Below are 21,886 nucleotides of genomic sequence, written 5' to 3'. Positions count from 1 at the left end.
ATACCCGCTCACGTCCGATCATGTCGGCGATACGTGTCCACGTCCGATCATGTCGGCGATACCCGCTCACGTCCGATCATGTCGGCAATACCGCGGCGCCGCAGGCGAACATGTCCTCAGCGCAGTGCGGGCGGATTGTTCAAGTCGGGCGCATTGAATGTGTCGCACGCGCGCACCTGCCCTGTCCGATATCCGGCCAGGAACCATTTCTGCCGTTCGGCGGAGGAGCCGTGGGTCCAGCCCTCGGGATTGACTCGGCCGGTGGAGGCCTTTTGGATGCGGTCGTCGCCGACGGCGGAGGCGGCGGAGAGGGCGTCTTGGATGTCCTTGTCGCTCAATGGCTTCAGGAACGGTTCCTTGTTGGTGGCCGAGATGGGTTGTTTGTCGGCGTAGTAGGCCCACATGCCCGCATAGCAGTCGGCCTGCAGTTCCAGGCGGACCGAACCGGATTCGGGGCCCTTCGGATCGCGTTGGGCGCGACCGGAATCGCCGAGCAGATTCTGGATGTGATGGCCGAATTCGTGGGCGACCACGTACTCCTGGGCCAGCGGGCCGCCGCTGGCGCCGAATTTGTCGACCAGTTCCTGGAAGAAGCCGGTGTCGAAATAGGCGCTGCGGTCGGCGGGGCAATAGAACGGGCCCACCGCGCTGGTCGCATTGCCGCAGCCGGTGCCCACCGCACCGGTGAACAGCACCAGCTTCGGCTTGGTGTACTGGCGACTGGTCTGCTTGGCCAGCTGCGCGCCCCAGACGCCGTCGAGGCTCTGCGCGGTCGCCACGACGCGGCACTGCACGTATTTGTTCGCGTCCGCGCCGGTCTTGCACATCGAGGTGTCCACACCGCCGGATTGCTGATGATTGCCCCCGCCGGTCAGGTTGCCGACCACATCGCCGGGATTGACCCCGAACAACAGCGCCAGCACGATCACGATCAGACCGCCGCCGCCGCCGAGTGCGAGCTTGGGGCCCATACCACCCGAGGAGGCCCGTTCCGGGTCGATATCCATACCCTCGTTGAAGGTCATCGTTCGCTCTCTCGTATGCGTGCGGTCCGTCGTATCGGCCCGCGATCCGGCTCGGTGCGCGGCCCGACGTCAAGCTTGACACGGGCAGGCGGATATCGGTTTCCCCCGGCCGAACGTGTCTAACTAGGATGGGACCGCGCCAGGCGTCCCTGGTCGTGCATCGAGTCGTCGAAAGGAATCCCGTGCTGCGCACCCACTTGGCTGGTTCGCTGCGAAGCGAGCACGCCGGTCTGACCGTCACCCTCACCGGATGGGTGGCCCGTCGTCGAGACCACGGTGGGGTGATCTTCATCGATCTGCGCGATGCGTCCGGTGTGGCGCAGGCGGTGTTCCGTGAAGGTGAGCCCGCCGAACAGGCACATCGGCTGCGCAACGAGTTCTGCGTAAAGGTCACCGGCGTGGTCGAGCAGCGGCCCGCGGGCAGCGAGAACCCGAACCTGCCGAGCGGCGCCATCGAGGTCAACGTCACCGAACTCGAGGTGCTCAACGAGGCCGCGCCGCTGCCGTTCCAGCTCGATGACGAGCCCGGCGAGGAAGCCCGGCTGAAGTACCGCTATCTGGATCTGCGCCGCGAGGGCCCGGCCCACGCCATCCGGTTGCGCTCCAAGGTCAACGCCGCCGCCCGCCAGGTGCTGGCCGAGCACGCCTTCGTCGAGGTCGAGACCCCGACCATGACCCGGTCCACCCCGGAGGGCGCCCGCGACTTCCTGGTCCCCGCGCGCCTGCAGCCCGGCAAGTTCTACGCGCTGCCGCAGTCGCCGCAGCTGTTCAAGCAGCTGCTCATGGTCGGCGGCATCGAGCGCTACTACCAGATCGCGCGTTGCTACCGCGACGAGGACTTCCGCGCCGACCGCCAGCCCGAGTTCACCCAGCTCGACATCGAGATGAGCTTCGTCGAGCAGGAGGATGTCATCCTGCTGGCCGAGGACATCCTGACCGCGCTGTGGAAGCTGGTCGGTCACGAGATTCCGACGCCGATCGCGCATATGACCTATGCGGAGGCCATGCGTCGCTACGGCTCCGACAAGCCGGATCTGCGGTTCGGTATCGAGATCACCGAGATGATGGAGTACTTCAAGGACACGCAGTTCCGCGTGTTCCAGGCTCCCTATGTCGGCGCGGTTGTCATGCCGGGCGGCGCGAGCCAGCCCCGTCGGCAGTTCGACGCCTGGCAGGAATGGGCCAAGCAGCGCGGTGCGAAGGGTCTGGCCTACATCACCTTCAACGAGGACGGCACCCTCGGCGGCCCGGTCGCAAAGAACCTCACCGACACCGAGCGCGAGGGCTTGGCCAAGCAGGTCGGCGCCGAGCCCGGCGACTGCGTGTTCTTCGCCGCCGGTGAGATCAAGTCCAGCCGTGCCCTGCTGGGCGCGGCCCGCGGTGAGATCGCCCGCAAATGCGATCTGATCGATGAGAACGCCTGGGCCTTCGTGTGGATCGTGGACGCGCCCATGTTCGAGCCCGCCGCCGACGCGACCGCCAGCGGCGATGTGGCCCTGGGCCATTCGGCCTGGACCGCCGTGCACCACGCCTTCACCTCGCCCCGGCCGGAATCGGTGGACACCTTCGACAGCGATCCGGGTTCGGCGCTGGCCTACGCCTACGACATCGTCTGCAACGGCAATGAGATCGGCGGCGGTTCCATTCGTATCCATCGCCGTGACGTGCAGGAGCGGGTGTTCAAGGTCATGGGCATCGGTCCCGAGGAGGCCAAGGACAAGTTCGGCTTCCTGCTCGACGCCTTCTCGTTCGGCGCTCCGCCCATGGGCGGCATCGCCTTCGGCTGGGATCGCATCACCGCGCTGCTGGCCGGTGTCGAATCCATCCGCGAGGTCATCGCCTTCCCGAAGTCCGGCGGCGGCGTCGACCCGCTGACCGACGCCCCCACCCCGATCACCGGGCAGCAGCGCAAGGAAGCGGGCTTGGACGTGGTGCTCGACGAGCACGGCAACCCGATCGGCGCGGCGGCGAAGAAGTAGTCGAGGCGCGAGTCCGTACCGCCGGGTGTCGTTGGCACATGCGATGCGTACTCGCGCCCGGCGGTGCCGTCCGCCGTGGTCGCGGCGTGAGCCGATAATCTGCACCCGCGGAACCGTCCGGTGCCGTAGTCGACTCACGTTCAAGGGGTTACGGTGCTGCATGTTCGCGTGATCTGTCCGCCGGAGACAACAGCCGCCGCCGTTTCGATGCTGCGCGCCGAATCCGGCGCGACGTTGATCACGGTGCAGCGGGGTGCGGCGGTTGAACCGGTGGGCGATGTGCTGGAGGCCTACGTCGCGCGGGAGTCGGCCAATGAGGTGCTCGAGGCGTTGTCGGCGTTGGGTGTTCAGCGCATGGGCGGCATCATTCTCGATCCGGTCGAAACGTCGCTTTCCGAGGCGGCCGATCGGGCGGTCGAGGCCGCGCCGGGCGATCCCGCGGACGCGGTGGTCTGGGAGGAACTGCTCGCCCAGACCCAGGAGGAATCCACGCTCAACCCGACATTCCTGGCCTTCATCACCCTCGCATGCCTGCTCGCGGTGGTGGGTGTGGCCACGGACTCGCCGGTGACGGTCGTCGGGGCCATGGTGGTCGGGCCGGAGTTCGGGCCGCTGGCGGCGATCGCGGTCTCGTTGGTGCGCAAGGATTTCCGGCTCGCCCGGCGTTCGGCGCTGGCGTTGCTGACCGGATTCCCGGTGGCCATGGGCATCGCCGTGCTGGCGTCGTTGATTTGGGAGCATCTCGGCTGGATCACGGTGAGCAGCGTCAACGACAGCCACAATGTGGACTTCATCTACGAGGTGGGGCCGTTCTCCCTGGTGGTCGCGCTCCTGGCGGGCGCGGCGGGAATGCTGTCGCTGGTGACCTCGAAATCCTCCGCGCTGGTCGGGGTGTTCATCTCGGTCACCACGATTCCCGCCGCTGGCTACGCCGCGGTGGCAGCGACTCTGGGGGAATGGGACAAGGCGTTCATGTCGGTGGGGCAGCTCGCCGTGAATATGGTCGGCATCGTGGTGGCCGGGGTCATCGTGCTGCAGCTGCGCCCCGGCCACGGCCGCGAGGGCGGGCCGATGCATCGGCTGAAGCGGTCGTTCGCCGCGAGCCGTTGAGGTTCAGGCGATCAGGCCGCCGGTGAGGAATCGGTAGGTGTAGGTGACGGCGATGATCGTCATCGGGCCGACGATCAGCAGGCCGACGCCGCACAACAGCGTCGCCAGGAACGTCAGCACCGCCACGGCCAGCGCCAGCAGCAGCGTCGGGCCGAAATTCGAGAAGACCAGTTGGGCACTGGATTTGATCGCGGTGAACGGGCCCTGGTCCTGGTCGATCACGAAATGCAGGGCGAACATGCACAGATACAGCACGATCAGGCCGGGAATCACCAGCAGGATCGCGAACACCCAGGCGGCGACGAAGACGATCAACGCCGTGATCAGAACGTTGCCCGCGTTCACGAAGCCGAAGAAGGCCTGGAAATCCGGTGGGGTGCCGTCGGTTTCGGAAAGTGCCCCGCGAATCATGGCCGCCTGCAACAACCAGACCACCACCGCGACCACCAGGGCGAGCAGCACCAGCGGTAATACCGAGTCGACCGCGCTGAGCCGGATCACCAGTGTGACCGCCACATAGGCGAGGAAGCCGACCAGTGTGATCGCGACCCACGGAATCGGATTGGCGCGGAAGCGATCCCAGCCGTATCCGAGGGCACGACCGATACTCAGCGTGGCCGGGGCCCCTGGATATCCGTAGGGCTGCTGTCCGTAGGAGGATGCGCCCGCGGGTGACCATCCCGGCGGCGCCTCGCCGGGCGCGGGATAGGAACCGGCGGGGCCGTAAGTCGGCTGGCCGTAAGGCTGTTGATCGAAGGTGGACGGTCCATAGGCTTGCTGCTCGGCGGTGGGCTGTCCATAGCCCTGCTCGGAAGTGGACCGGCCGTAACCCTGTTGGTGCGGGGGCTGCCCGTACGTCTGCTCGGAGCCGGTCTGCCCGTAGCCCGGCTGAGGTATGGGCGCACCGTAATCCTGCTGTTCGGATGCGGACTGTCCGTAACCCTGCGAGGACGCGGCCTGCCCGTAACTCTGCGCAGACCCGGGCTGTCCGTAACTCTGCGCAGACCCGGGCTGTCCGTAACTCTGCGCAGACCCGGGTTGCCCGAAGCTTTGCGGAGATCCGGGTTGTCCGTAGCCCTGCGAAGGCCCAGGCTGCCCGTAACTCTGCGCAGATCCAGGCTGTTCGTAGCCGTGCGAAGACCCCGCCTGTCCGTAAACCTGTTGTCCGGAACCGCTCTGTCCATGAGCCTGTTGTCCAGGGGCGGGCCGCGTTCCCGAAACCGATGGCGGCGGAACCGCACCCGTCACCGGCGGCGGCGGTTCGACCTGTTCACTTCCGTATTGCGGCGCACCCGGTCCCTCGAACTGCGGATATCCCGCCGCACCCGGCATCTGGTGCCGACCGTGCGGACCGCTCGGCGCTGGCTGCTGTCCGGAACGCCCCGAGTGCCGCTCGTCACCACCCTCGCCAGGCGTGTCGCCGGGAACGGGCTTCGGCGTGTCGGCCATGTCGGGACCTTTCGAATCGCCTGGGTTGCGGTGCGGCGCAGAGCAGTTGACGATGAGACAACCGGACCGGCCAGATTGTGTCAAGCGACCGGCAGTCGGATGTCCGCGATACACCGCGGGCGGGAGAGTTCGTGATACCCGTCGAACATCACACGCGGTAGCGAACCCTTCACAAAGACACGCCGAGCGACGCGCGAAAGGTTGCGCAACCGCTCGCTGAAAGTGACCTGAAGCGAGTAACTTGGGATCCGATGACCGCACTATTGGCCGAACGCGCCGCCGAAGTCGTGTCCGCGGCACAACAGTTGCTCACAAAGCGAATGGGTGCTCCGGTAAAGCTGAGCGATCCGATAGAGCTCAGCGGCAGTGGCAGAACGACGGTATTACGCGTGCGTGTTGCGGAGAACGCCTTTTCACTTCCTCGGACCTTGATCGTCAAACAGGTCCGCGGTGCCGCGCAGGATCGCCGGATCGGCGGCCTGGCACCGGGGGTGGCCAGTATCGACTCGGCCTTCCTACGTGAAGCGGTGTCCTACCAATTCACCACCGCACTGTCGAGCCGACACCGCCCCGGCGCCTACCTGCTCGCCCACAGCCTGCCGGACCGGTTGCTGATCCTCAGCGACCTAGGGGAGAACACCTCCCTCACCCCGGTGCTACACGCGGGCTCCGAGCCCGCCATGCGCAATGCGCTGATGGCGTTCGCGCAGGCGCTGGGCCGCATGCACGCCGCCACCGTCGGGCGCGAGGCCGACTTCGTGGCGCTGCTGCGCCGGGTCGACGTGTCGCACCGCGTCGACGGCATCGGCCAGCAGGCCGAGTCGGCGATCAACGAGGTGCCCGGACTGCTTTTGCGCGAGTTGGGAATCGAGGTGCCCGGCGAGATCGCCGAGCGGATCGTGCGCGGCAACCGACTGTTCTCGGCGGGTCGCTTCCGCGCGTTCAGTCCGTCGGACCTGTGCCCGGACAATGTCATCCTCAACGACGAGGGTGCGCGGTTCCTGGACTACGAGTGGGGCGGTTTCCGCGACGCCACCCTCGATATCGCCTACGCCCTGGTCTCCTTCCCGGGCTGTCTGTGCGATTTCGAGTTGTCGCGCGAGCGGGCCCGGCAGATGGTCGAGGCGTGGCGTTCGGAGGTCGTGGGCGTATGGCCCGCGCTCGCCGACGACACCCTGCTGGCCGAGCGCATACTCGAGGCCCGGCTGATCTGGGTGTGGTTGACCACCTACTGGTTCCTGCCCGCCGATCACACCCGCATCGCCGCCGCTCGCGAGCACGGCCTCTCGGTACCGCGCTCGGCGGCCCTGATCAACCGCTGGGCCGCGCTCGCCGAGGACGCGCGCTGCACCGGTGACGATCCGCTGGGCGATTTCGCCGAGCACGTGTCGGCGACCCTCGAGGAGTACTGGGAGGAATAGGGGCGGCGGCCGCCGCGGAAATTCGGACAGATCCGCCCCGAGCGGACGATTCGGTGAGGCAGACTGGACGGGCGTTCTGGTCAACCGATTCGCCGCCGTTCGTAGGGGGATTGCACGATGCCGATCGGCCGTTCCACTATTTCGCCGTCGGCCGTCCTCAGCCTGCTGGGACGGATTCGCGGCATCCTGTCCGGCACGTCGCCCTCTGTTGGCTCGCCTTTGGCGGAACCGGTTGCGACAACTCTCGCCTCGTCGAGTTCGCCCCGTTTGTCTGCTTCGGCGACGTCGACGACACCCGCTGTGCCCTCGACTCGGCAAGGCCCACCGTCCGGAACTCCGACGCCCCCACCCTCGGCGCTGTTGCTCGGCATCATCCAGGGTTCGTTTCTGGCCCAGATCTTGTGCACCGCGGCCGAACTCGGCATTGCCGACGTACTGGCGGACGGGCCGTTGCCGCTGGAGGAATTGGCCGCCCGGGTGGGCGCGCAGCCGGATCACCTGCGGCGGATGTTGCGGCCATTGCTGGCGGAGGGGATTTTCTCCTGTAGCGACAACGTCTATGCGCTGAATTCGCTTGCGGAACCGCTGCGCGGTGATGCGCCGGATTCGGTGCGTGCGCTGGCGCGGTTCGTCGGCGATCCCAAGGCGATCGGACTGTGGGGTCTGTTACCGACCGTCGTGCGCACGGGGGAGTCGGCCGCGGAACTGCTCTACGGCATGCCGTTCTTCGATTACATCCAAAAGGATCGGGCATTCGGCGAGGTATTCGATACGGCGATGACGGAATTCTCCGTGGCGGCGCTGGAACCGACGCTGGCGGCCTATGATTTCTCCGGCTTCGGCACCATCGTCGATATCGCGGGCGGGCACGGGCGGCTGCTCACCGAAATTCTGACCCGCACGCCCGGAACTCGCGGTGTGCTGTTCGATCTGCCCGATGTGCTGGCCCCGGTGCCGGAACTGCTGGCCGAGCGCGGTCTGGCCGATCGGTGCGCCATCGTCACCGGGTCGTTCTTCGACGAGGTGCCCGCGGGCGGGGATGCCTACATCCTCAAACACATCATTCACGACTGGGTGGAGGACAGGGCCGCGCACATCCTGCGGACCGTGCGCGCGGCGATGTCCGATTCCGCGCGGCTGCTGCTCATCGAGATGGTTCTGGACGAGGAGCCCGAGCGCGGCTTCGGCACCCTGCTGGATCTGGAGATACTGCTCACCGCGGGCGGCCGCGAACGCACCGAGCGGGAATATCGGGAGCTGCTGGCGGCCAACGGCTTCGAACTGGTCCGTCGGGTGCGTACGGCGGGCGTGGACGAGATACTCGAGGCGCGCCCGATCTGAGACGGCGGCGCTCACCCTGTCGGACCTGGGCGGTACGGTCGAATGCGTGAGCGAACCAGCGATACAGCGCGTCGTGGGCGGCGAGGCGGCGTCGTCGTGAGTGACGGATTGTTCGATGCGCCCGGTGCGGAACCCGAGACCAGCGGGGGTGCGGTCGAGTTCCGCGGGGCGGGCGACCATGTGCCGCTGCCGGTGCGCATGCGGCCCGCGAATCTCGACGAGGTGGTCGGACAGCAGCATCTGCTCGGACCCGGCTCGCCGCTGCGGCGGCTCGTGGAGGGTTCGGGGGCGGCGTCGGTGCTGCTCTACGGTCCGCCCGGAACCGGCAAGACCACCCTCGCCTCGTTGATCTCCCATGCCACCGGCCGCCGATTCGAGGCGCTGTCGGCGCTGTCGGCCGGGGTCAAGGAGGTGCGGGCGGTCATCGAGATCGCGCGGCGGCGGCTGCTGGCGGGTGAGCAGACCGTGCTGTTCATCGACGAGGTGCACCGGTTCTCCAAGACCCAGCAGGACGCGCTGCTGGCCGCGGTGGAGAACCGGGTGGTGCTGCTCGTCGGGGCGACAACGGAGAATCCGTCGTTCTCGGTGGTGTCGCCGCTGCTGTCGCGGTCGCTGGTGCTACAGCTGAAATCGCTGTCGGACAGCGATATTCGCGTCGTGCTGCGGCGGGCGATCGAGGATCCGCGCGGGCTCGGCGGTGAATACGACGTCACCGACGCGGCCCTGGATCACATCGTGCGGATCGCGGGCGGTGACGCGCGCCGCGCCCTGACCGCGCTGGAGGCGTCGGCGGAGTCGTCGCTGGACGGCAAGGTCGATGTGGACCTGGTCGAGGCCAGTGTCGACAAGGCGGCCGTGCGCTATGACCGCGCCGGTGATCAGCATTACGACGTGATCAGCGCGTTCATCAAATCGCTGCGCGGCTCGGATGTCGATGCCGCGCTGCACTATCTGGCGCGGATGATCAGCGCGGGGGAGGATCCGCGCTTCATCGCCCGGCGACTGATGATTCAGGCCAGTGAGGATGTCGGTATGGCCGACCCGACGGCGTTGCAGACCGCGGTCGCCGCGGCCCAGGTGGTGCAGCTGGTCGGGATGCCGGAGGCCAAGCTGGCCCTCGCACATGCCACGATCCATGTCGCCACCGCGCCGAAGTCGGGCTCGGTCACGGCCTCGATCGGCGCGGCGCTCAGCGATATCGGCCAGGGCAAGGCCGGTGCCGTACCGCCGCATCTACGTGACGGTCACTACGCCGGCGCCGCCGGGTTGGGGAACGCGCAGGGGTACAAATACCCGCACGATCATCCCGATGGCGTTCTCGCCCAGCAATATCCGCCCGACGATCTGGTCGGAACCGATTATTACCAGCCCACCGATCACGGTTACGAGCGGGAGATCGGGCCGCGGGTGATGAAGCTGCGCCGGATAGTTCGGGGGCAGTGATCATCTGCCGGGCTCGTCGCGCCGGGGGCGGTGAAGGCTGACGCCGCACCCGGAAACCGCGGGGCCTGTTGTCGGGGGTCGCATCGTCACGCTCGTGGCCTTCGATCGATCGGACGAGGCTCGGATTGTCGAATGTTCTTGTTCGACAGTGAGTCTCGAGCTTTCGGTCGGTGTGGACCGTTGCGCGGACGGTGTGTGATCACCTCCATGGCTGTTGTGGTCGGGACCGGTAGGCCGTGCGGTACTCGCTTGTCGAGGCGCGCTCTCGGCGAGTGAGTTCCGGTGACGGTCCTATCCGATGGGTTTCGCTCTATCGGTGGGGATCAGGGCACGGGCACCAGACTTCCCAGTGCGGCGCCGGCCGCGCCACCGAGGGCAGCGCCCGCCGCCGCCCCGGCGATACCACCGCCGACCGCGCCGATGCCGATACCCAGGGGTTCACCGAGGACCGCACCGGCGATCGCGCCCAGCGGCGCACCGGCGACGATCGAGATGCCCGCGGTTTCCAGACCGACCTCGATTCCGACGCCCTCACCGAGGACGGTGCCCGCGACCGCGCCGATCACCGGACCCGCGAGGGCTCCGGTCACCGCACCCGCTGCCGCACCCAGCGGTGCTCCGATCGCCGCGCCCGTACCCGCGCCGATGGCCGCGCCCACGATCTCGGTGGGTGACAGATCCGGTTCGGGCAGGTCGATCGGCGGGATCTCGATCGCCGGGATATCCAGATTCGGTGTGGTCAAGGGTCCCTCGGGGATATGCACGGCGGGCATATCCAGCTCGGGTAGTTGCAGGGAATCCCCGTCCAGCTTCGGGACCAGACTGCTCAGCGACTGCGCCTGTACGGTCGGCCCGAGTGCCTGCGGCACGGTCGGCTCGTCGAGGGCCGGTTCGACAATGCTCGGCTGCGGACTCGGAGCCCGTATATCACTTTGCGGCGCAGGAGCATTGGGTACCGGCGCGGGTTCGATCAGCGAATCCGACTGCGGAACCTCGGCCTGCGGTTGGGGATTCGACGGTCCGGTGCGCGGCGGCCGCTCGCCGAGGTCGGACGACATCGAGGCTTCCGACGGACCATCGGACGGGCCGTTCGCCCGCGGCTGGCTGCCGCCGGACGGGCCTTCGGCCTGGGGCTGATTGCCGCCGGGCTGGGAGTTCGACGGGCCGCTGGCTCGAGGTTGGCTACCTCCATCGGTCCGCGGGTTGTTGCCTTGCGGTTGATTGTTCGAAGGTCCACTGGCTTGGGGTTGGTTGCCGGGTTGGCCGTTCGAGGGGCCGTTGGCTTGAGGTTGGTTGCCGGATTGGCCATTGGACGGGCCATTGGCCTGCGGACGGTTGCCGTCCGGTTGAGGGTTGGACGGGCCCATCGCCTGCGGCTGGTTGCCGCCTTGCGGGGGGTTGGTCGGGCCGTTGGACTGCGGGTGATTGCCGCCGGGCTGGCCGTTGCTCTGCGGCTGAGCACCGCCGTTCGACGGACCGTTCGCCTGCGGCTGGTTGCCGGGACCGTTGGACTGGGGCTTGCTGTCGCGCGGCTGGTTCGGGCGGGGGCCGCTGGCCTGGGGTTTATTGGCCGACTGGCCGTTCGATTGCGGCTTGTTGCCTTGTTGGCCGTTGGACGGCCCACTGGTCTGGGGTTGGCCGTTGCCGTTGCCATTGCCGGGACCGTTTCCGTTGCCCGGGCCGTTTCCAGGCCCATTCCCATTGCCCGGGCCATTTCCCGGACCGTAGCCGGGGCCATTGGCGTTGCCTGTTTGGCTGTTCGACTGTGGCCTGTCGCCCTGCGGCCGATCGCTGGACGGTCCGCTCGCCTTCGGCTGATTGCCGCTGCCATTCGAGGGTCCGTTCGCCTGCGGCTGGTCAGTTGATTGCTGACCGTTTGCTTGTGAAGGGTTGTCGGCCACATTGTTCGGCGCTTCGCCCGACGGCGGCGCGGCATCACCAGACCCGCGGGTATCGGGTGGAGGGCTCGCCTGGGGAGCCGGTCCCGGCTGAGCGCCCGAGGACGCCGGATCGGAACCGCCGCCCGCCGGGGCCGAATTGGCCAGCGCCTGATCGGCCGGAGGCGCCGCGTTCACGGGCGGTGGACCGGCTGGGGGCGGGCCCTGTAACCGCTCGGCCTGCTGGCCCAGCTGGTCGAGGACCTGCGGGAGCAATTGGTTGACCACCGGCGGCAGCGCGTTGGTCGGGATGTCGATCGGCGGAATCACCTCGGACCGCGGGATATCGATCCTCGGCAGGTCGATCTGTGGCGCCTGCACCTGGCCCAGGTCGATCGGCGGTGTCAGATCTATTGCGGGCAGCTCGATTTCGCCGGCATGGGCCAGTGGCGCGTTATGTGCGGAGGCGGCGACCGGCGCCGCCATCAGTAGCAGTGTGGCGACGGACCACAGTGCCTTCCGTCCCCATCCTTTCGAGATGTTCATCATTTCTCCTGAGTGCGAATGGGAATTCGCTTATGTGAGAAGAAGAGTATGAAACGGTCTCACTTCACATTTTGGGCGCAATGCGCCCGGTGAATTGGTGATGCCGATTCCTTTCGACGAAGTCGTACTGCGGTGCAGCGATCCGAGTGGGAAATGCGCGCCGACGGTCGCTCGGGCTAGCGGCGGTCGAACCCTCTTCGACCTCGGCGGATGCTCGGATGGAAAGTCGCTGCGCCGATCGGAGCGAGGGGCCGCTTCCTTGACCCCTGCGCTCGCGCCGGAACGCCGAATGCGCGATACCGGGCTGTCGACACGGCGGCGGCGGTCGCCGACTCGATACCGCACAACCCATGGAAGTGCCATATCGACAGGCCATCCCTGCCGTGTACTGCCATTGCTGGAACCTTTCTCCTACTCCGCGTTCCATTTGTCGGAGTCGAGCAATCGTTCAGCTACTTCCTGCAACATTCAGGATCACATATAGCGACCCCGTTCCGGCAGTGATTTAAACCACATCGTTTCACATTGGCCCGATCCGTCGGATCCCCGTCCACCCGTCCGGGCCGCGTCCCATGAAATCCGGTTGGACCTGGCCCGGTAGGCTGGATGGTTGTGCAGACCCACGAGATTCGACGGCGCTTCCTGGACCACTTCGTCCGTGCCGGGCACACCGAGGTACCCAGTGCTTCGCTGATCCTGGCCGACCCGAACCTGCTGTTCGTCAATGCGGGCATGGTCCAGTTCGTCCCGTACTTCCTCGGGCAGCAGACGCCGCCGTTCGCCACGGCCACCAGCGTGCAGAAGTGCGTGCGCACCCTCGACATCGAAAACGTCGGCATCACCACCCGCCACAACACCTTCTTCCAGATGGCGGGCAACTTCAGCTTCGGCGACTACTTCAAGCGCGGTGCGATCGAACTGGCCTGGTCGCTGCTGACCAACAGCGTCGAGGACGGCGGTTACGGCTTCGATCCCGAAAGACTGTGGGTCACCGTTTATCTCGACGATGACGAGGCCGAGCAGATCTGGCTCTCGATCGGCGTGCCGTCCGAGCGCATCCAGCGCCGGGGCATGGCCGACAACTACTGGTCGATGGGCATTCCGGGCCCGTGCGGCCCGTGCTCGGAGATCTACTTCGATCGCGGCCCCGAATACGGTCGCGACGGCGGTCCGGAGGCCGATGAGGATCGCTACCTCGAAATCTGGAACCTCGTGTTCATGCAGAACGAGCGGGGCGAGGGTCGCGGCAAGGACGACTTCGACATCCTCGGACCGCTGCCCAAGAAGAACATCGACACCGGTATGGGCGTCGAGCGCGTGGCGTTCCTGTTGCAGGGCGTGGACAACGTCTACGAAACCGATCTGCTGCGTCCGATCATCGTCGCGGCCGAGGCGCTGACCGGTAAGAACTACGGTGTAGAGCACACCGACGATGTGCGCTTCCGTGTCATCGCCGACCATGCCCGCACCGCGGCCATGCTGATCGCCGACGGCGTGAACCCGGGTAACGACGGCCGCGGTTACGTCCTGCGCCGTCTGCTGCGCCGAATCGTGCGCTCGGCCCGGCTGCTGGGCGCCGACAAGCCGGTTATGGCCGAATTCATGAAGGTCGTCAGCGAACTGATGTCGCCGTCGTATCCGGAACTGGCCACCGATTTCAAGCGCATCGAGAATGTGGCCGTCGGCGAGGAGACGGCGTTCCTCAAGACGCTCAGCACCGGCACCAAGCTGTTCGACGAGACGGTCGACGAGGTGAAGGCCAAGGGCGGCAAGCGGATCGGCGGTTCGGAGGCTTTCACGCTGCACGATACCTATGGTTTCCCGATCGATCTGACGCTGGAGATGGCCGCGGAGGCGGGTCTCGAGGTGGACGAGGCGGGGTTCCGGTCGTTGATGGCCGAGCAGCGGCAGCGTGCCAAGGAGGATGCGCAGTCGCGTAAGCACGCGCATGCGGATCTGACCGTCTACAAGGAGCTGGTGGATCGGGGCGCGACGGAGTTCACCGGGTTCGACGAACTGGCCACCGAGGCCAAGGTTCTCGCGTTGATCGTCGATGGTGTGCGGGTGCCGACCGCGACCGCGGGGCAAGACGTGGAGGTGATCCTGGATCGCAGCCCGTTGTACGCGGAGTCGGGTGGTCAGATCGCCGATCGTGGCACGATCACCGCGAGTGGATTGAAGCTGCGGGTCGATGACGTGCAGAAGATCGCCAAGATGTTGTGGACGCACAAGGCGACCGTCGAGGCGGGTCAGATCACCGAGGGCGATGCCGTGCTGGCTCAGGTGGATCCGGCGTGGCGGCGTGGTGCGACGCAGGGACATTCGGGCACGCATATGGTGCATGCCGCGCTGCGGCAGGTGCTGGGCCCCAACGCGGTACAGGCCGGTTCGTTGAACAAGCCGGGGTATCTGCGGTTCGACTTCAACTGGCAGGGTCAGCTCAGCGAGGCGCAGAAGGAACAGATCGAGGTCGTGTCCAATGACGCGGTCGGCGCGGATTTCCCGGTGAACACCTTCGTCACCGATCTGCCCAAGGCCAAGGCCATGGGCGCGATGGCGCTGTTCGGGGAGAACTACGGCGACGAAGTGCGGGTCGTGGAGATCGGCGGCCCGTTCTCGATGGAGCTGTGCGGTGGCACCCATGTCGGACACTCGTCGCAGATCGGTCCGATCACGCTGCTGGGTGAATCGTCGGTGGGTTCGGGTGTGCGGCGCGTGGAGGCGTTCGTCGGCCTGGATTCCTACCGGTATCTGGCCAAGGAGCGGGCGTTGCTGGCGGGCGTCGCGTCGGCGTTGAAGGTGCCGTCGGAGGAGGTGCCCGCGCGGGTCGAGCAGCTCGTGGAACGGTTGAAGGTCGCCGAGCGCGAACTCGAGCGGACCAAGCTGGCCGCGGTGCTGTCCTCGGCGGGCACATTCGTCGACCAGGCCCAGCGGGTCGGAACCGTGCTGCTGGTCGCGGCCGCCGCGCCCGAGGGCGTGGGCGCGGGCGATCTGCGCACGCTGGCCACCGATATCCGGGGCCGGTTCGGCAGTGAGCCCGCCGTGGTGGTGCTGCTCGGCAATGCCGACGGCAAGGTGCCGTTCGTGGTCACGGTCAACAAGCCCGCCCAGGAACTCGGGTTCAAGGCCGGTGACCTGGTCGCAGCGTTCGGCCCGAGCATTGCCGGGCGTGGTGGCGGCAAGCCGGAGATGGCGCAGGGCGCCGGCGCCGATCCGTCGGGAATCGCGGCCGGACTGGCCGCGGTGCGGGCACGGGTGGCCGAGCTCGCCGGCTGATGGACAGTTCCGAGAACTCGGACACGTCGGAGCATTCGCCCCCCGGCGAGATCGGACCTGAGCGGCCCAGCGCCGATACCGATCCCGGCCGGGGGCGTCGCCTCGGCATCGATGTGGGTTCGGTCCGCGTCGGCGTCGCCGCCAGCGACCCGGACGGCATCTTGGCGACCCCCGTGGAGACGGTGGCGCGCGCGAAGAACAGTGGTGCGCAGCCGACCGATTTGATCAGGATTGCCGAAATTGTGCGGGAGTATGAGGCCGTCGAGGTGATCGTCGGCCTGCCCCGCACGTTACGCGGGGAAAACGGGTCCTCTGCCAAGATCGCCGTGGGCTACGCGAAACGTTTGCGGCGCATGATTCCTGGTGTGCCGATACGACTTTCCGACGAACGTTTGACTACGGTATCTGCAGCACGTGCATTGCGGGACAGCGGAGTTCGCGCACGTGGGCAGCGGCAGGTGATCGATCAGGCGGCGGCCGTCTCGATCCTGCAGGGATGGTTGGACGAACGGAGTGCGGTGTTGAAGTCGGCCGGTGACGCAGGCGGCGAGGTGGTCGGATGAACGACCGCTGGACCCGTGCCGAGGAGCGCCTTCGGCAGAGCACCGAGCAGCGCCGCTACCGGCGTTCGGACTACGACTGGGGCGATGTCGAGCCGGCCCAGCGCGGCCACGGCGCTCGGCATGCCGCGGCGGGCGACGAGTGGGACGACTACGAGGACGACACCACCGTCATCCCGCGTTATACCGACGACCAGGATCCGCCACCGACCCGATCCGCGAGTTCGGTCGGTCGGCGCGTGGTCCAGCGCGGCTCGACCGCGCCCACCACGCGCGGCCGCTCCGACGAATGGGATACCGACGAGCAGGTCTGGGACGACCGCGAGGACTGGGAGACCGACGTCCGGTCCCCGGACCGCCATGCCGAGCAATACGAGGACTGGGACGGCGAGGATCAAGAGGACTGGGACGAGGGGGACCAGGCCACCGAACAGGTCACCCGCCCGCGCGGCCGGGCCGCCAAGGGCAAAACCGAATCGCGAGCGCGCTCGACCCGTGGACAGGGTCGCGGCCGTCGCTCGCGGGCGGCCTCGCGCAAAGCGGCCGAACGTAAGCGGCGGCGGCGCAATCTGTTGGTGCTCGGCTGCATCTTCGCGGTGCTGTTCGTGGCCGCGGGCGGGTACGCGGGCTACAAACTCGTCGGCAAGCTGGGCGGGCCGGAGGATTTCGCGGGTCCGGCCGGTGCGCCCACGGTCGTACAGGTCCGCTCCGGCGACACCTCCGAGCAGATCGCCCAGACCATGGCCGACAAGGGCGTCGTCGCGAGTACCGGCGCGTTCTACGAGGCGGCCGTGCGCAATGCGGCGGGTATGACCTCGGTGCAGCCCGGCTACTACGCGATTCCGACGCACAGCAAGGGCGTCGATGCCGTCGCGGCGCTGCTGGAGAAGCAGAACCGGGTCGGCAATGTCGTGATCCCCGAGGGAAAGCGGCTGCGGGACTCGTTCGATGTGACCACCGGCGCTCGTAATCAGGGCATTCTGGGCAAGATCTCCGATGCGAGCTGTGTGGGGTCGGGCAGTGACAAGAAATGCGTCACTCCCGAACAATTGGCCGAGGCCGCGGCGGGTACCGATCTGACCGCGCTGGGCGTGCCGGCCTGGGCGGTGGATTCGGTGCGCAAGGTGCCCGATCGCAGCCGTCAACTCGAGGGCCTGATCGCCGCGGGCGCTTGGGATTTCGATCCCACCGCCTCACCCGCGCACATCCTGAGCCAGCTGATCGGCCAGAGCGCGAAGAGTTATGAATCGACCGGGCTGTTGCAGTCCGGCGGGGCGAACAATCTGGATCCGTATCAGACGCTGATCGCCGCGTCGATGGTCGAACGCGAGGCGCAACCCAAGGACATGCCCAAGGTCGCGCGGGTGATCCTGAACCGTCTCGTCTCCGATGACCACAAGTTGCGGTTCGATTCGAGCGTGAACTACACCCTCGACCGCACCGAGGTCGCGACCACCGAAGAGGATCGGTCGCGCGCGACCCCGTGGAACACCTACGCCATGCCCGGATTGCCCGCCGGGCCGATCTCCTCGCCGTCGCTGCCCGCGCTGAAGGCCATGGAGAATCCCGAGCAGGGCAAGTGGCTGTACTTCGTGACGGTCGACAAGCAGGGCACGACCGTGTTCACCGACAGCTACAGCGAACATCTGCGCAATGTCCAGCGCGCCCAGCAGAGCGGAATTCTCGACAGTGGCAAAGGAAACTGATTCGGCGAGTCGGCGGGCGGCGGTCCTCGGCAGCCCGGTCTCGCATTCACGCTCGCCGCAACTGCATCTCGCGGCCTATCGGGCGCTCGGACTCGACTGGAGTTACGAGCGCATCGAATGTACGGCCGAGCAATTGCCCGGTCTGGTCGACGGATTCGGTCCCGAATGGGTCGGACTGTCGGTGACCATGCCCGGTAAGGTCGCCGCCCTCGACTACGCCGACGAGCGCACCGAGCGCGCGGTGCTCGCCGAATCGGCGAATACGCTGGTGCACACCGAGACCGGCTGGCGCGCCGACTGCACCGATGTCGACGGCGTGCGCGGCGCGCTGCAGGGCGGTGGGGTCGAGAAGGTCGAGCGGACCGTGGTGCTGGGCGCGGGTGGTACCGCGCGACCCGCGCTGCTGGCGCTGTCGGAGCTGGGTTCGCGGGCGGTGACCATCGTCGCGCGGGACGCGGGCCGGGCCGCGAGCACCCGGGAACTGGCCGAGCGACTCGGTATGGCGGTCACGGTGATCGGCTTCGACGTCGCGGCCCTGCGCGGAGTGTGCGCGGACGCGGACGCGGTGGTCAGCACGGTCCCCGCCGAAGGGGCCGCCGCTGTCGCCGAGGCGGTCGCCGCCGCGCCGGTGGTCCTCGACGCCATCTACAACCCATGGCCGACCCCGTTGGCGCTGGCCGTGTCTCATGCGGGAAATACCGTGATCAGCGGATTGCAGATGCTGTTGAATCAGGCCTACGGACAGGTCGAGCAGTTCACCGGGAAACCCGCGCCACGCCAGGCGATGGCTGCCGCATTGGACAACTGATACCGGTTACTGTTTTTCCGAGTTCCTCGTCAGGTTAGGGTGGTCGACATGAATGCGTGGGTGTTGCGCGCCACAGTCCTCGGAGCGCTGACGGTGTTCCTGCGGGTCGTGCTCGGCTTCGGGATGGTCTACTCGCCGACACACGGCGCATGGATGCGAACTCTGTGCCTGATCGTGCTGGTCGCGGCCGGTATCGCCTGGGGCCTGATCGACGGCCGCGTCGACCGACGAGCCAACCCCGATCCCGACCGCGGCGGCGCGGACCTGACCATGCGCTGGCTCAAAGCGGGAGTGGTGGGCGGCCTCGGCAGCGGTGTGGTCGCCTGGCTGCTGGATTTCGTGCCGAAGTTCGATCTGGGCGGCAATGGTTTGATCTTCGAGATCACCGCGGGGGCGGCGTTCATCATTCTGCTGATCTTCATTCCGGCGATGGCCGGGGTGGCGGCGGGGCGATTCCTGGTCGGACGGGAGAATCGCAAGGCCGAGGCGGCGGTGCCGCAGGCTACGGCTTCGGCTGTGTGATCCCTCGGGGGTCACCTCGATCGGTGCCGGGATCAGCGATCGACTCGGACGCGTCGATCATCTCGCAGGTGATGTGCGGAAGGTCGGCCTGTCGGTCGGTGGGTCCCGGGCTCGATGATCCCCTCGCGGAGGCCCGGTAGTCCCATTCTCGCCTAGGGCCGTATTCGGTTGCACCGCAACGGATTCGGAGCATGCTAAGCCCCGCCGCTCACGGGTCGCCATCCGGCGGGCGGATCCTCCCCGACGCGCCCGTCCACGGCTTCGCGCAGCAGATCGGCATGTCCGGTGTGGCGGCCGTATTCCTCGATCAGGTCGCAGACGAGCCGTCGCAGGCTGGCCCGGCGACCGTCCGGCCAGGACACGTGAACGAGCTGATCGAGTCCACCCGCGGCGAGGGCGGCCCCGAGCCGGGCATCGGACCGCGCGATGGCGCCGTCCCACAGCGCGTACAGCTCCTCCGGTGTGTGATCGCGGGTATCGAACGTGAACGCCCAGCTCGAGCGGCCATCCCACCCGAGCGCATCCCAGGGCGCACCGATCGGCTCACCGCTGAGCTTGGCGGTGAACATGTAGTCCTCCGCGGCCGCGAGATGCTTCAGCAACCCACCCAGTGTCAGCGCGGAAGCCCCAACGCGGGTCCGCAAACCCACCTCATCGAGATCATCGGCCTTCCACCGAAAGGTCGTGCGCAGCCTGCGCAACGCCCCGAGCAGATGGTCGACCTCATTGCCCGCCAGCGGCGGCTCCCACGGGTGATCGGTCATGGTCGACACCGTATGTGAGCTACAGCAGGATCGCGCCTCCGGCCGGGGTGTCCTCGCGGGCAATGGTGGCGTAGGCGGCGGCGAGGAGGGAAGGGTCGGGGCCCTCGAGGCGACCGGGTTTGGCGAGACCGTCGAGGACCACGAAACGGAGGACACCGGATCGGGTCTTCTTATCGGTTTGCATGGTGTCGAGAAGTTGGGGCAGGGCGTCGGCGTCGTAGGTGGTGGGTAGGCCGACGCTTTCCAATACGCTGCGATGGCGGTCGGCGGTGGCGTCGTCGAGGCGACCCGCCAGGCGGCCGAGTTCGGCGGCGAACACCAGGCCCACCGAGACCGCGGCCCCGTGGCGCCAGCGGTAGCGTTCGCGGCGTTCGATGGCGTGTCCGAGGGTGTGGCCGTAGTTGAGGATCTCGCGGAGGCTGGCCTCCTTGAGGTCCGCGGAGACCACGTCGGCCTTGACCTGAATCGCGCGACGCACCAATTCGGGCAGCACATCGCCGGACGGATCCAGGGCCGCCTGCGGGTCGCGCTCGATGAGATCCAGAATCACCGGATCCGCGATGAAACCGGCCTTGATGATCTCCGCCATCCCGGCGACGATCTCGTTGCGCGGCACCGTCTCCAGCGTCGCCAGATCCACCATCACGGCGGTCGGCTCGTGGAAACAGCCCACGAGATTCTTCCCCGCCTCGGTGTTGATGCCGGTCTTACCGCCGACGGCCGCGTCGACCATCGCGAGCAGTGTGGTCGGCACGTGCACGATCTTGACCCCGCGCATCCAGGTGGCGGCCACGAATCCCGCCAGATCGGTCGCGGCTCCGCCGCCCAGGCTGATCACCACGTCCTGCCGGGTCAGGCCGATGCGGCCCAGTACCTCCCAGCAGAATCCGGCCACCGGCAGATCCTTACCGGCCTCGGCATCGGGAATCTCGATGCGATGCGCGTCGAGGCCCTTGTCGACCAGTGCCTGCCGCACGACCTCGGCGGTCTCGGTGAGCGGAGGCTGATGGAAGATCGCGACCGTCCGCGCGCCCTGCTGTCCGGCCACCTGATCGGCCAGGTCGCCCAGCAGGCCCCGGCCGATGATCACCGGGTACGGGTCGGCGGCGCGGACCTCGATGCGGGTCGGCTCACTCATGGCAGCTGCTCCGATTCTTCTCGTGTTCGTATGGGACGGGCGCGTCGTTCGACCGGGTGCTGCGGGGTACTGCCGCGTCGCCTGTCGCGGTCGAATTTCCTTGCGACGTGGGCGAATTGGTGCCGTTCCCAATGGGATGCGAGTTCGACGATTGCGGGCGATCGGAGGAACTCGTCGACCCGCTCGGCGCGGCGACGATCGGTGGACCGGCCGCGCGAACCGCGCTGCGCCGTGACCGGCCTGTGCCCGGTGTGGCGTCTTGCGACGCCGACGATTCCGCGGTGGTCGGCGTTTCGGGAGTCGCGTGCGCGGGCTCGGAATGAACGATGGCAGTGGGTAGTCCGGGCGCACCGGAAGCACGGGTAGTGCGACGTCGGCGTCGACGATCGCCATTCGCGACGGCCGGAGCTGTGGACTCCGTCGTGACCGCGGGGCTACTCGGATGGTCCGGCAACCCGGATGTGGCGGCTCGTGCCTGTTCGCGGTCTGCCGCGGCTGCGCCGTTCCTTCCCGCGTCAGTGGGTGCGGCGGTCGTCGCAGATTCGCCGACTGCCGCGGTCCTGCGGCGTCGGCTGGCGACCGCGGATTGTGTGGTCGGGCCGGATTCGTCGACGGCGGCGGGTCCTGGCGTCCCGCCAGGTCCGCCGACGCCCGTCAGCGGCCCGTTCGACGACACGATGGCATCCGCGGGGAAGCAATCCGCTGTGGTGGGCAGCGTTCCATCGGCCGCAGTGGATTTGCGGTGGCGCCGACCGCCTCGCCGTGACCTGCGAGAGCGACGGCGGGGCGCGGATTCTCTTGCCCCATCGGTGGATTCGTTGGCCTGCGGTGTGGCCTCGCCGTTCTGGTCGGCGGTGGTTTCCTGCTGAGTCGACGGTGAATTCGCCTTGTTCGTCGCGGTGCGGGCGCGACGGCGACGCC

At 67.5% G+C, this 21,886-nt stretch carries 15 protein-coding genes; 10 read left to right on the top strand and 5 right to left on the bottom strand.

Annotated elements, in window-relative coordinates; translation table 11 throughout:
• Positions 1-116 precede the first annotated feature (116 nt).
• The gene (gene ypfJ, locus NP4_RS21780; protein WP_068000681.1) at positions 117-1,025 is read right to left on the bottom strand and encodes a KPN_02809 family neutral zinc metallopeptidase; all 909 of its coding nucleotides are present in this window, start codon (positions 1,023-1,025) and stop codon (positions 117-119) included.
• A gap of 182 nt (positions 1,026-1,207) precedes the next feature.
• Here ypfJ and aspS point away from each other — a divergent pair, with 182 nt between their 5' ends.
• A complete protein-coding gene (gene aspS, locus NP4_RS21775; protein ID WP_068000766.1) occupies positions 1,208-3,004 on the top strand; it encodes an aspartate--tRNA ligase in 1,797 nt (598 codons plus the stop codon).
• Between the two features lie 153 nt (positions 3,005-3,157).
• Positions 3,158-4,114: a DUF389 domain-containing protein gene (locus NP4_RS21770; RefSeq protein WP_082876090.1), complete on the top strand. Its 957-nt coding sequence runs from the start codon at positions 3,158-3,160 to the stop codon at positions 4,112-4,114.
• Between the two features lie 3 nt (positions 4,115-4,117).
• Here NP4_RS21770 and NP4_RS41080 read toward each other — a convergent pair whose 3' ends face one another.
• Positions 4,118-5,563, bottom strand: a complete 1,446-nt coding sequence (locus NP4_RS41080) for a hypothetical protein (RefSeq protein WP_114755576.1) — start codon at positions 5,561-5,563, stop codon at positions 4,118-4,120.
• Between the two features lie 251 nt (positions 5,564-5,814).
• Between NP4_RS41080 and NP4_RS21760 the strand changes: the two genes are divergently transcribed.
• The 3 genes from NP4_RS21760 to NP4_RS21750 all read left to right on the top strand — a co-directional run bounded on the left by NP4_RS21760 (position 5,815) and on the right by NP4_RS21750 (position 9,768).
• Positions 5,815-6,984 (top strand): phosphotransferase family protein, encoded by a 1,170-nt coding sequence (locus tag NP4_RS21760; protein ID WP_068000678.1) that lies wholly within the window; start codon positions 5,815-5,817, stop codon positions 6,982-6,984.
• Between the two features lie 360 nt (positions 6,985-7,344).
• Complete coding sequence (locus NP4_RS21755; protein WP_082876088.1) at positions 7,345-8,325, top strand: methyltransferase; 981 nt, start codon at positions 7,345-7,347, stop codon at positions 8,323-8,325.
• A 96-nt stretch (positions 8,326-8,421) separates the two neighbouring features.
• Positions 8,422-9,768: a replication-associated recombination protein A gene (locus tag NP4_RS21750; RefSeq protein WP_068000675.1), complete on the top strand. Its 1,347-nt coding sequence runs from the start codon at positions 8,422-8,424 to the stop codon at positions 9,766-9,768.
• A 323-nt stretch (positions 9,769-10,091) separates the two neighbouring features.
• Here the strand turns inward: NP4_RS21750 and NP4_RS41075 are convergent, their stop codons facing one another.
• Complete coding sequence (locus tag NP4_RS41075; protein ID WP_156524930.1) at positions 10,092-12,131, bottom strand: hypothetical protein; 2,040 nt, start codon at positions 12,129-12,131, stop codon at positions 10,092-10,094.
• 672 nt (positions 12,132-12,803) lie between these two features.
• Here NP4_RS41075 and alaS point away from each other — a divergent pair.
• The 5 genes from alaS to NP4_RS21715 are packed head-to-tail and all read left to right on the top strand — an operon-like array spanning position 12,804 to position 19,063.
• Positions 12,804-15,467, top strand: coding sequence for an alanine--tRNA ligase (alaS, locus tag NP4_RS21735; protein ID WP_068000754.1), 2,664 nt, complete (start codon positions 12,804-12,806; stop codon positions 15,465-15,467).
• Positions 15,467-16,030: a Holliday junction resolvase RuvX gene (gene ruvX / locus NP4_RS21730; protein ID WP_068000666.1), complete on the top strand. Its 564-nt coding sequence runs from the start codon at positions 15,467-15,469 to the stop codon at positions 16,028-16,030. The genes alaS and ruvX overlap by 1 nt, the downstream gene beginning before the upstream one ends.
• A complete protein-coding gene (locus NP4_RS21725; RefSeq protein ID WP_068000663.1) occupies positions 16,027-17,733 on the top strand; it encodes an endolytic transglycosylase MltG in 1,707 nt (568 codons plus the stop codon). The genes ruvX and NP4_RS21725 overlap by 4 nt, the downstream gene beginning before the upstream one ends.
• Positions 17,681-18,541, top strand: a complete 861-nt coding sequence (locus tag NP4_RS21720) for a shikimate dehydrogenase (RefSeq protein ID WP_068000660.1) — start codon at positions 17,681-17,683, stop codon at positions 18,539-18,541. The genes NP4_RS21725 and NP4_RS21720 overlap by 53 nt, the downstream gene beginning before the upstream one ends.
• Positions 18,542-18,589: 48 nt before the next feature.
• A complete protein-coding gene (locus tag NP4_RS21715) occupies positions 18,590-19,063 on the top strand; it encodes a B-4DMT family transporter (protein WP_169813784.1) in 474 nt (157 codons plus the stop codon).
• A 194-nt stretch (positions 19,064-19,257) separates the two neighbouring features.
• Here the strand turns inward: NP4_RS21715 and NP4_RS21710 are convergent, their stop codons facing one another.
• Together NP4_RS21710 and aroB are read right to left on the bottom strand one after the other, a co-directional pair.
• Positions 19,258-19,827 (bottom strand): mycothiol transferase, encoded by a 570-nt coding sequence (locus NP4_RS21710; RefSeq protein WP_068000653.1) that lies wholly within the window; start codon positions 19,825-19,827, stop codon positions 19,258-19,260.
• Between the two features lie 19 nt (positions 19,828-19,846).
• Positions 19,847-20,965 (bottom strand): 3-dehydroquinate synthase, encoded by a 1,119-nt coding sequence (gene aroB / locus NP4_RS21705; RefSeq protein ID WP_068000650.1) that lies wholly within the window; start codon positions 20,963-20,965, stop codon positions 19,847-19,849.
• Between the last annotated feature and the right edge of the window lie 921 nt (positions 20,966-21,886).

This window comes from Nocardia pseudobrasiliensis NBRC 108224, from assembly GCF_001613105.1.
In the GTDB taxonomy this organism is placed as follows: domain Bacteria; phylum Actinomycetota; class Actinomycetes; order Mycobacteriales; family Mycobacteriaceae; genus Nocardia; species Nocardia pseudobrasiliensis.
This window is presented reverse-complemented; position numbering and strand designations above follow the sequence as displayed.

Excerpts from the sequence above, each read along its gene's own strand:
- NP4_RS21760 (WP_068000678.1), top strand. The coding sequence starts at position 5,815 with ATGACCGCACTATTGGCCGAACGCGCCGCCGAAGTCGTGTCCGCGGCA.
- NP4_RS21725 (WP_068000663.1), top strand. The coding sequence starts at position 16,027 with ATGAACGACCGCTGGACCCGTGCCGAGGAGCGCCTTCGGCAGAGCACC.
- NP4_RS41080 (WP_114755576.1), bottom strand. The coding sequence starts at position 5,563 with ATGGCCGACACGCCGAAGCCCGTTCCCGGCGACACGCCTGGCGAGGGT.
- NP4_RS21710 (WP_068000653.1), bottom strand. The coding sequence starts at position 19,827 with ATGACCGATCACCCGTGGGAGCCGCCGCTGGCGGGCAATGAGGTCGAC.
- NP4_RS21715 (WP_169813784.1), top strand. The coding sequence starts at position 18,590 with ATGAATGCGTGGGTGTTGCGCGCCACAGTCCTCGGAGCGCTGACGGTG.
- aroB (WP_068000650.1), bottom strand. The coding sequence starts at position 20,965 with ATGAGTGAGCCGACCCGCATCGAGGTCCGCGCCGCCGACCCGTACCCG.
- NP4_RS41075 (WP_156524930.1), bottom strand. The coding sequence starts at position 12,131 with ATGGCGGCGCCGGTCGCCGCCTCCGCACATAACGCGCCACTGGCCCAT.
- NP4_RS21720 (WP_068000660.1), top strand. The coding sequence starts at position 17,681 with ATGTCCAGCGCGCCCAGCAGAGCGGAATTCTCGACAGTGGCAAAGGAA.
- ruvX (WP_068000666.1), top strand. The coding sequence starts at position 15,467 with ATGGACAGTTCCGAGAACTCGGACACGTCGGAGCATTCGCCCCCCGGC.
- ypfJ (WP_068000681.1), bottom strand. The coding sequence starts at position 1,025 with ATGACCTTCAACGAGGGTATGGATATCGACCCGGAACGGGCCTCCTCG.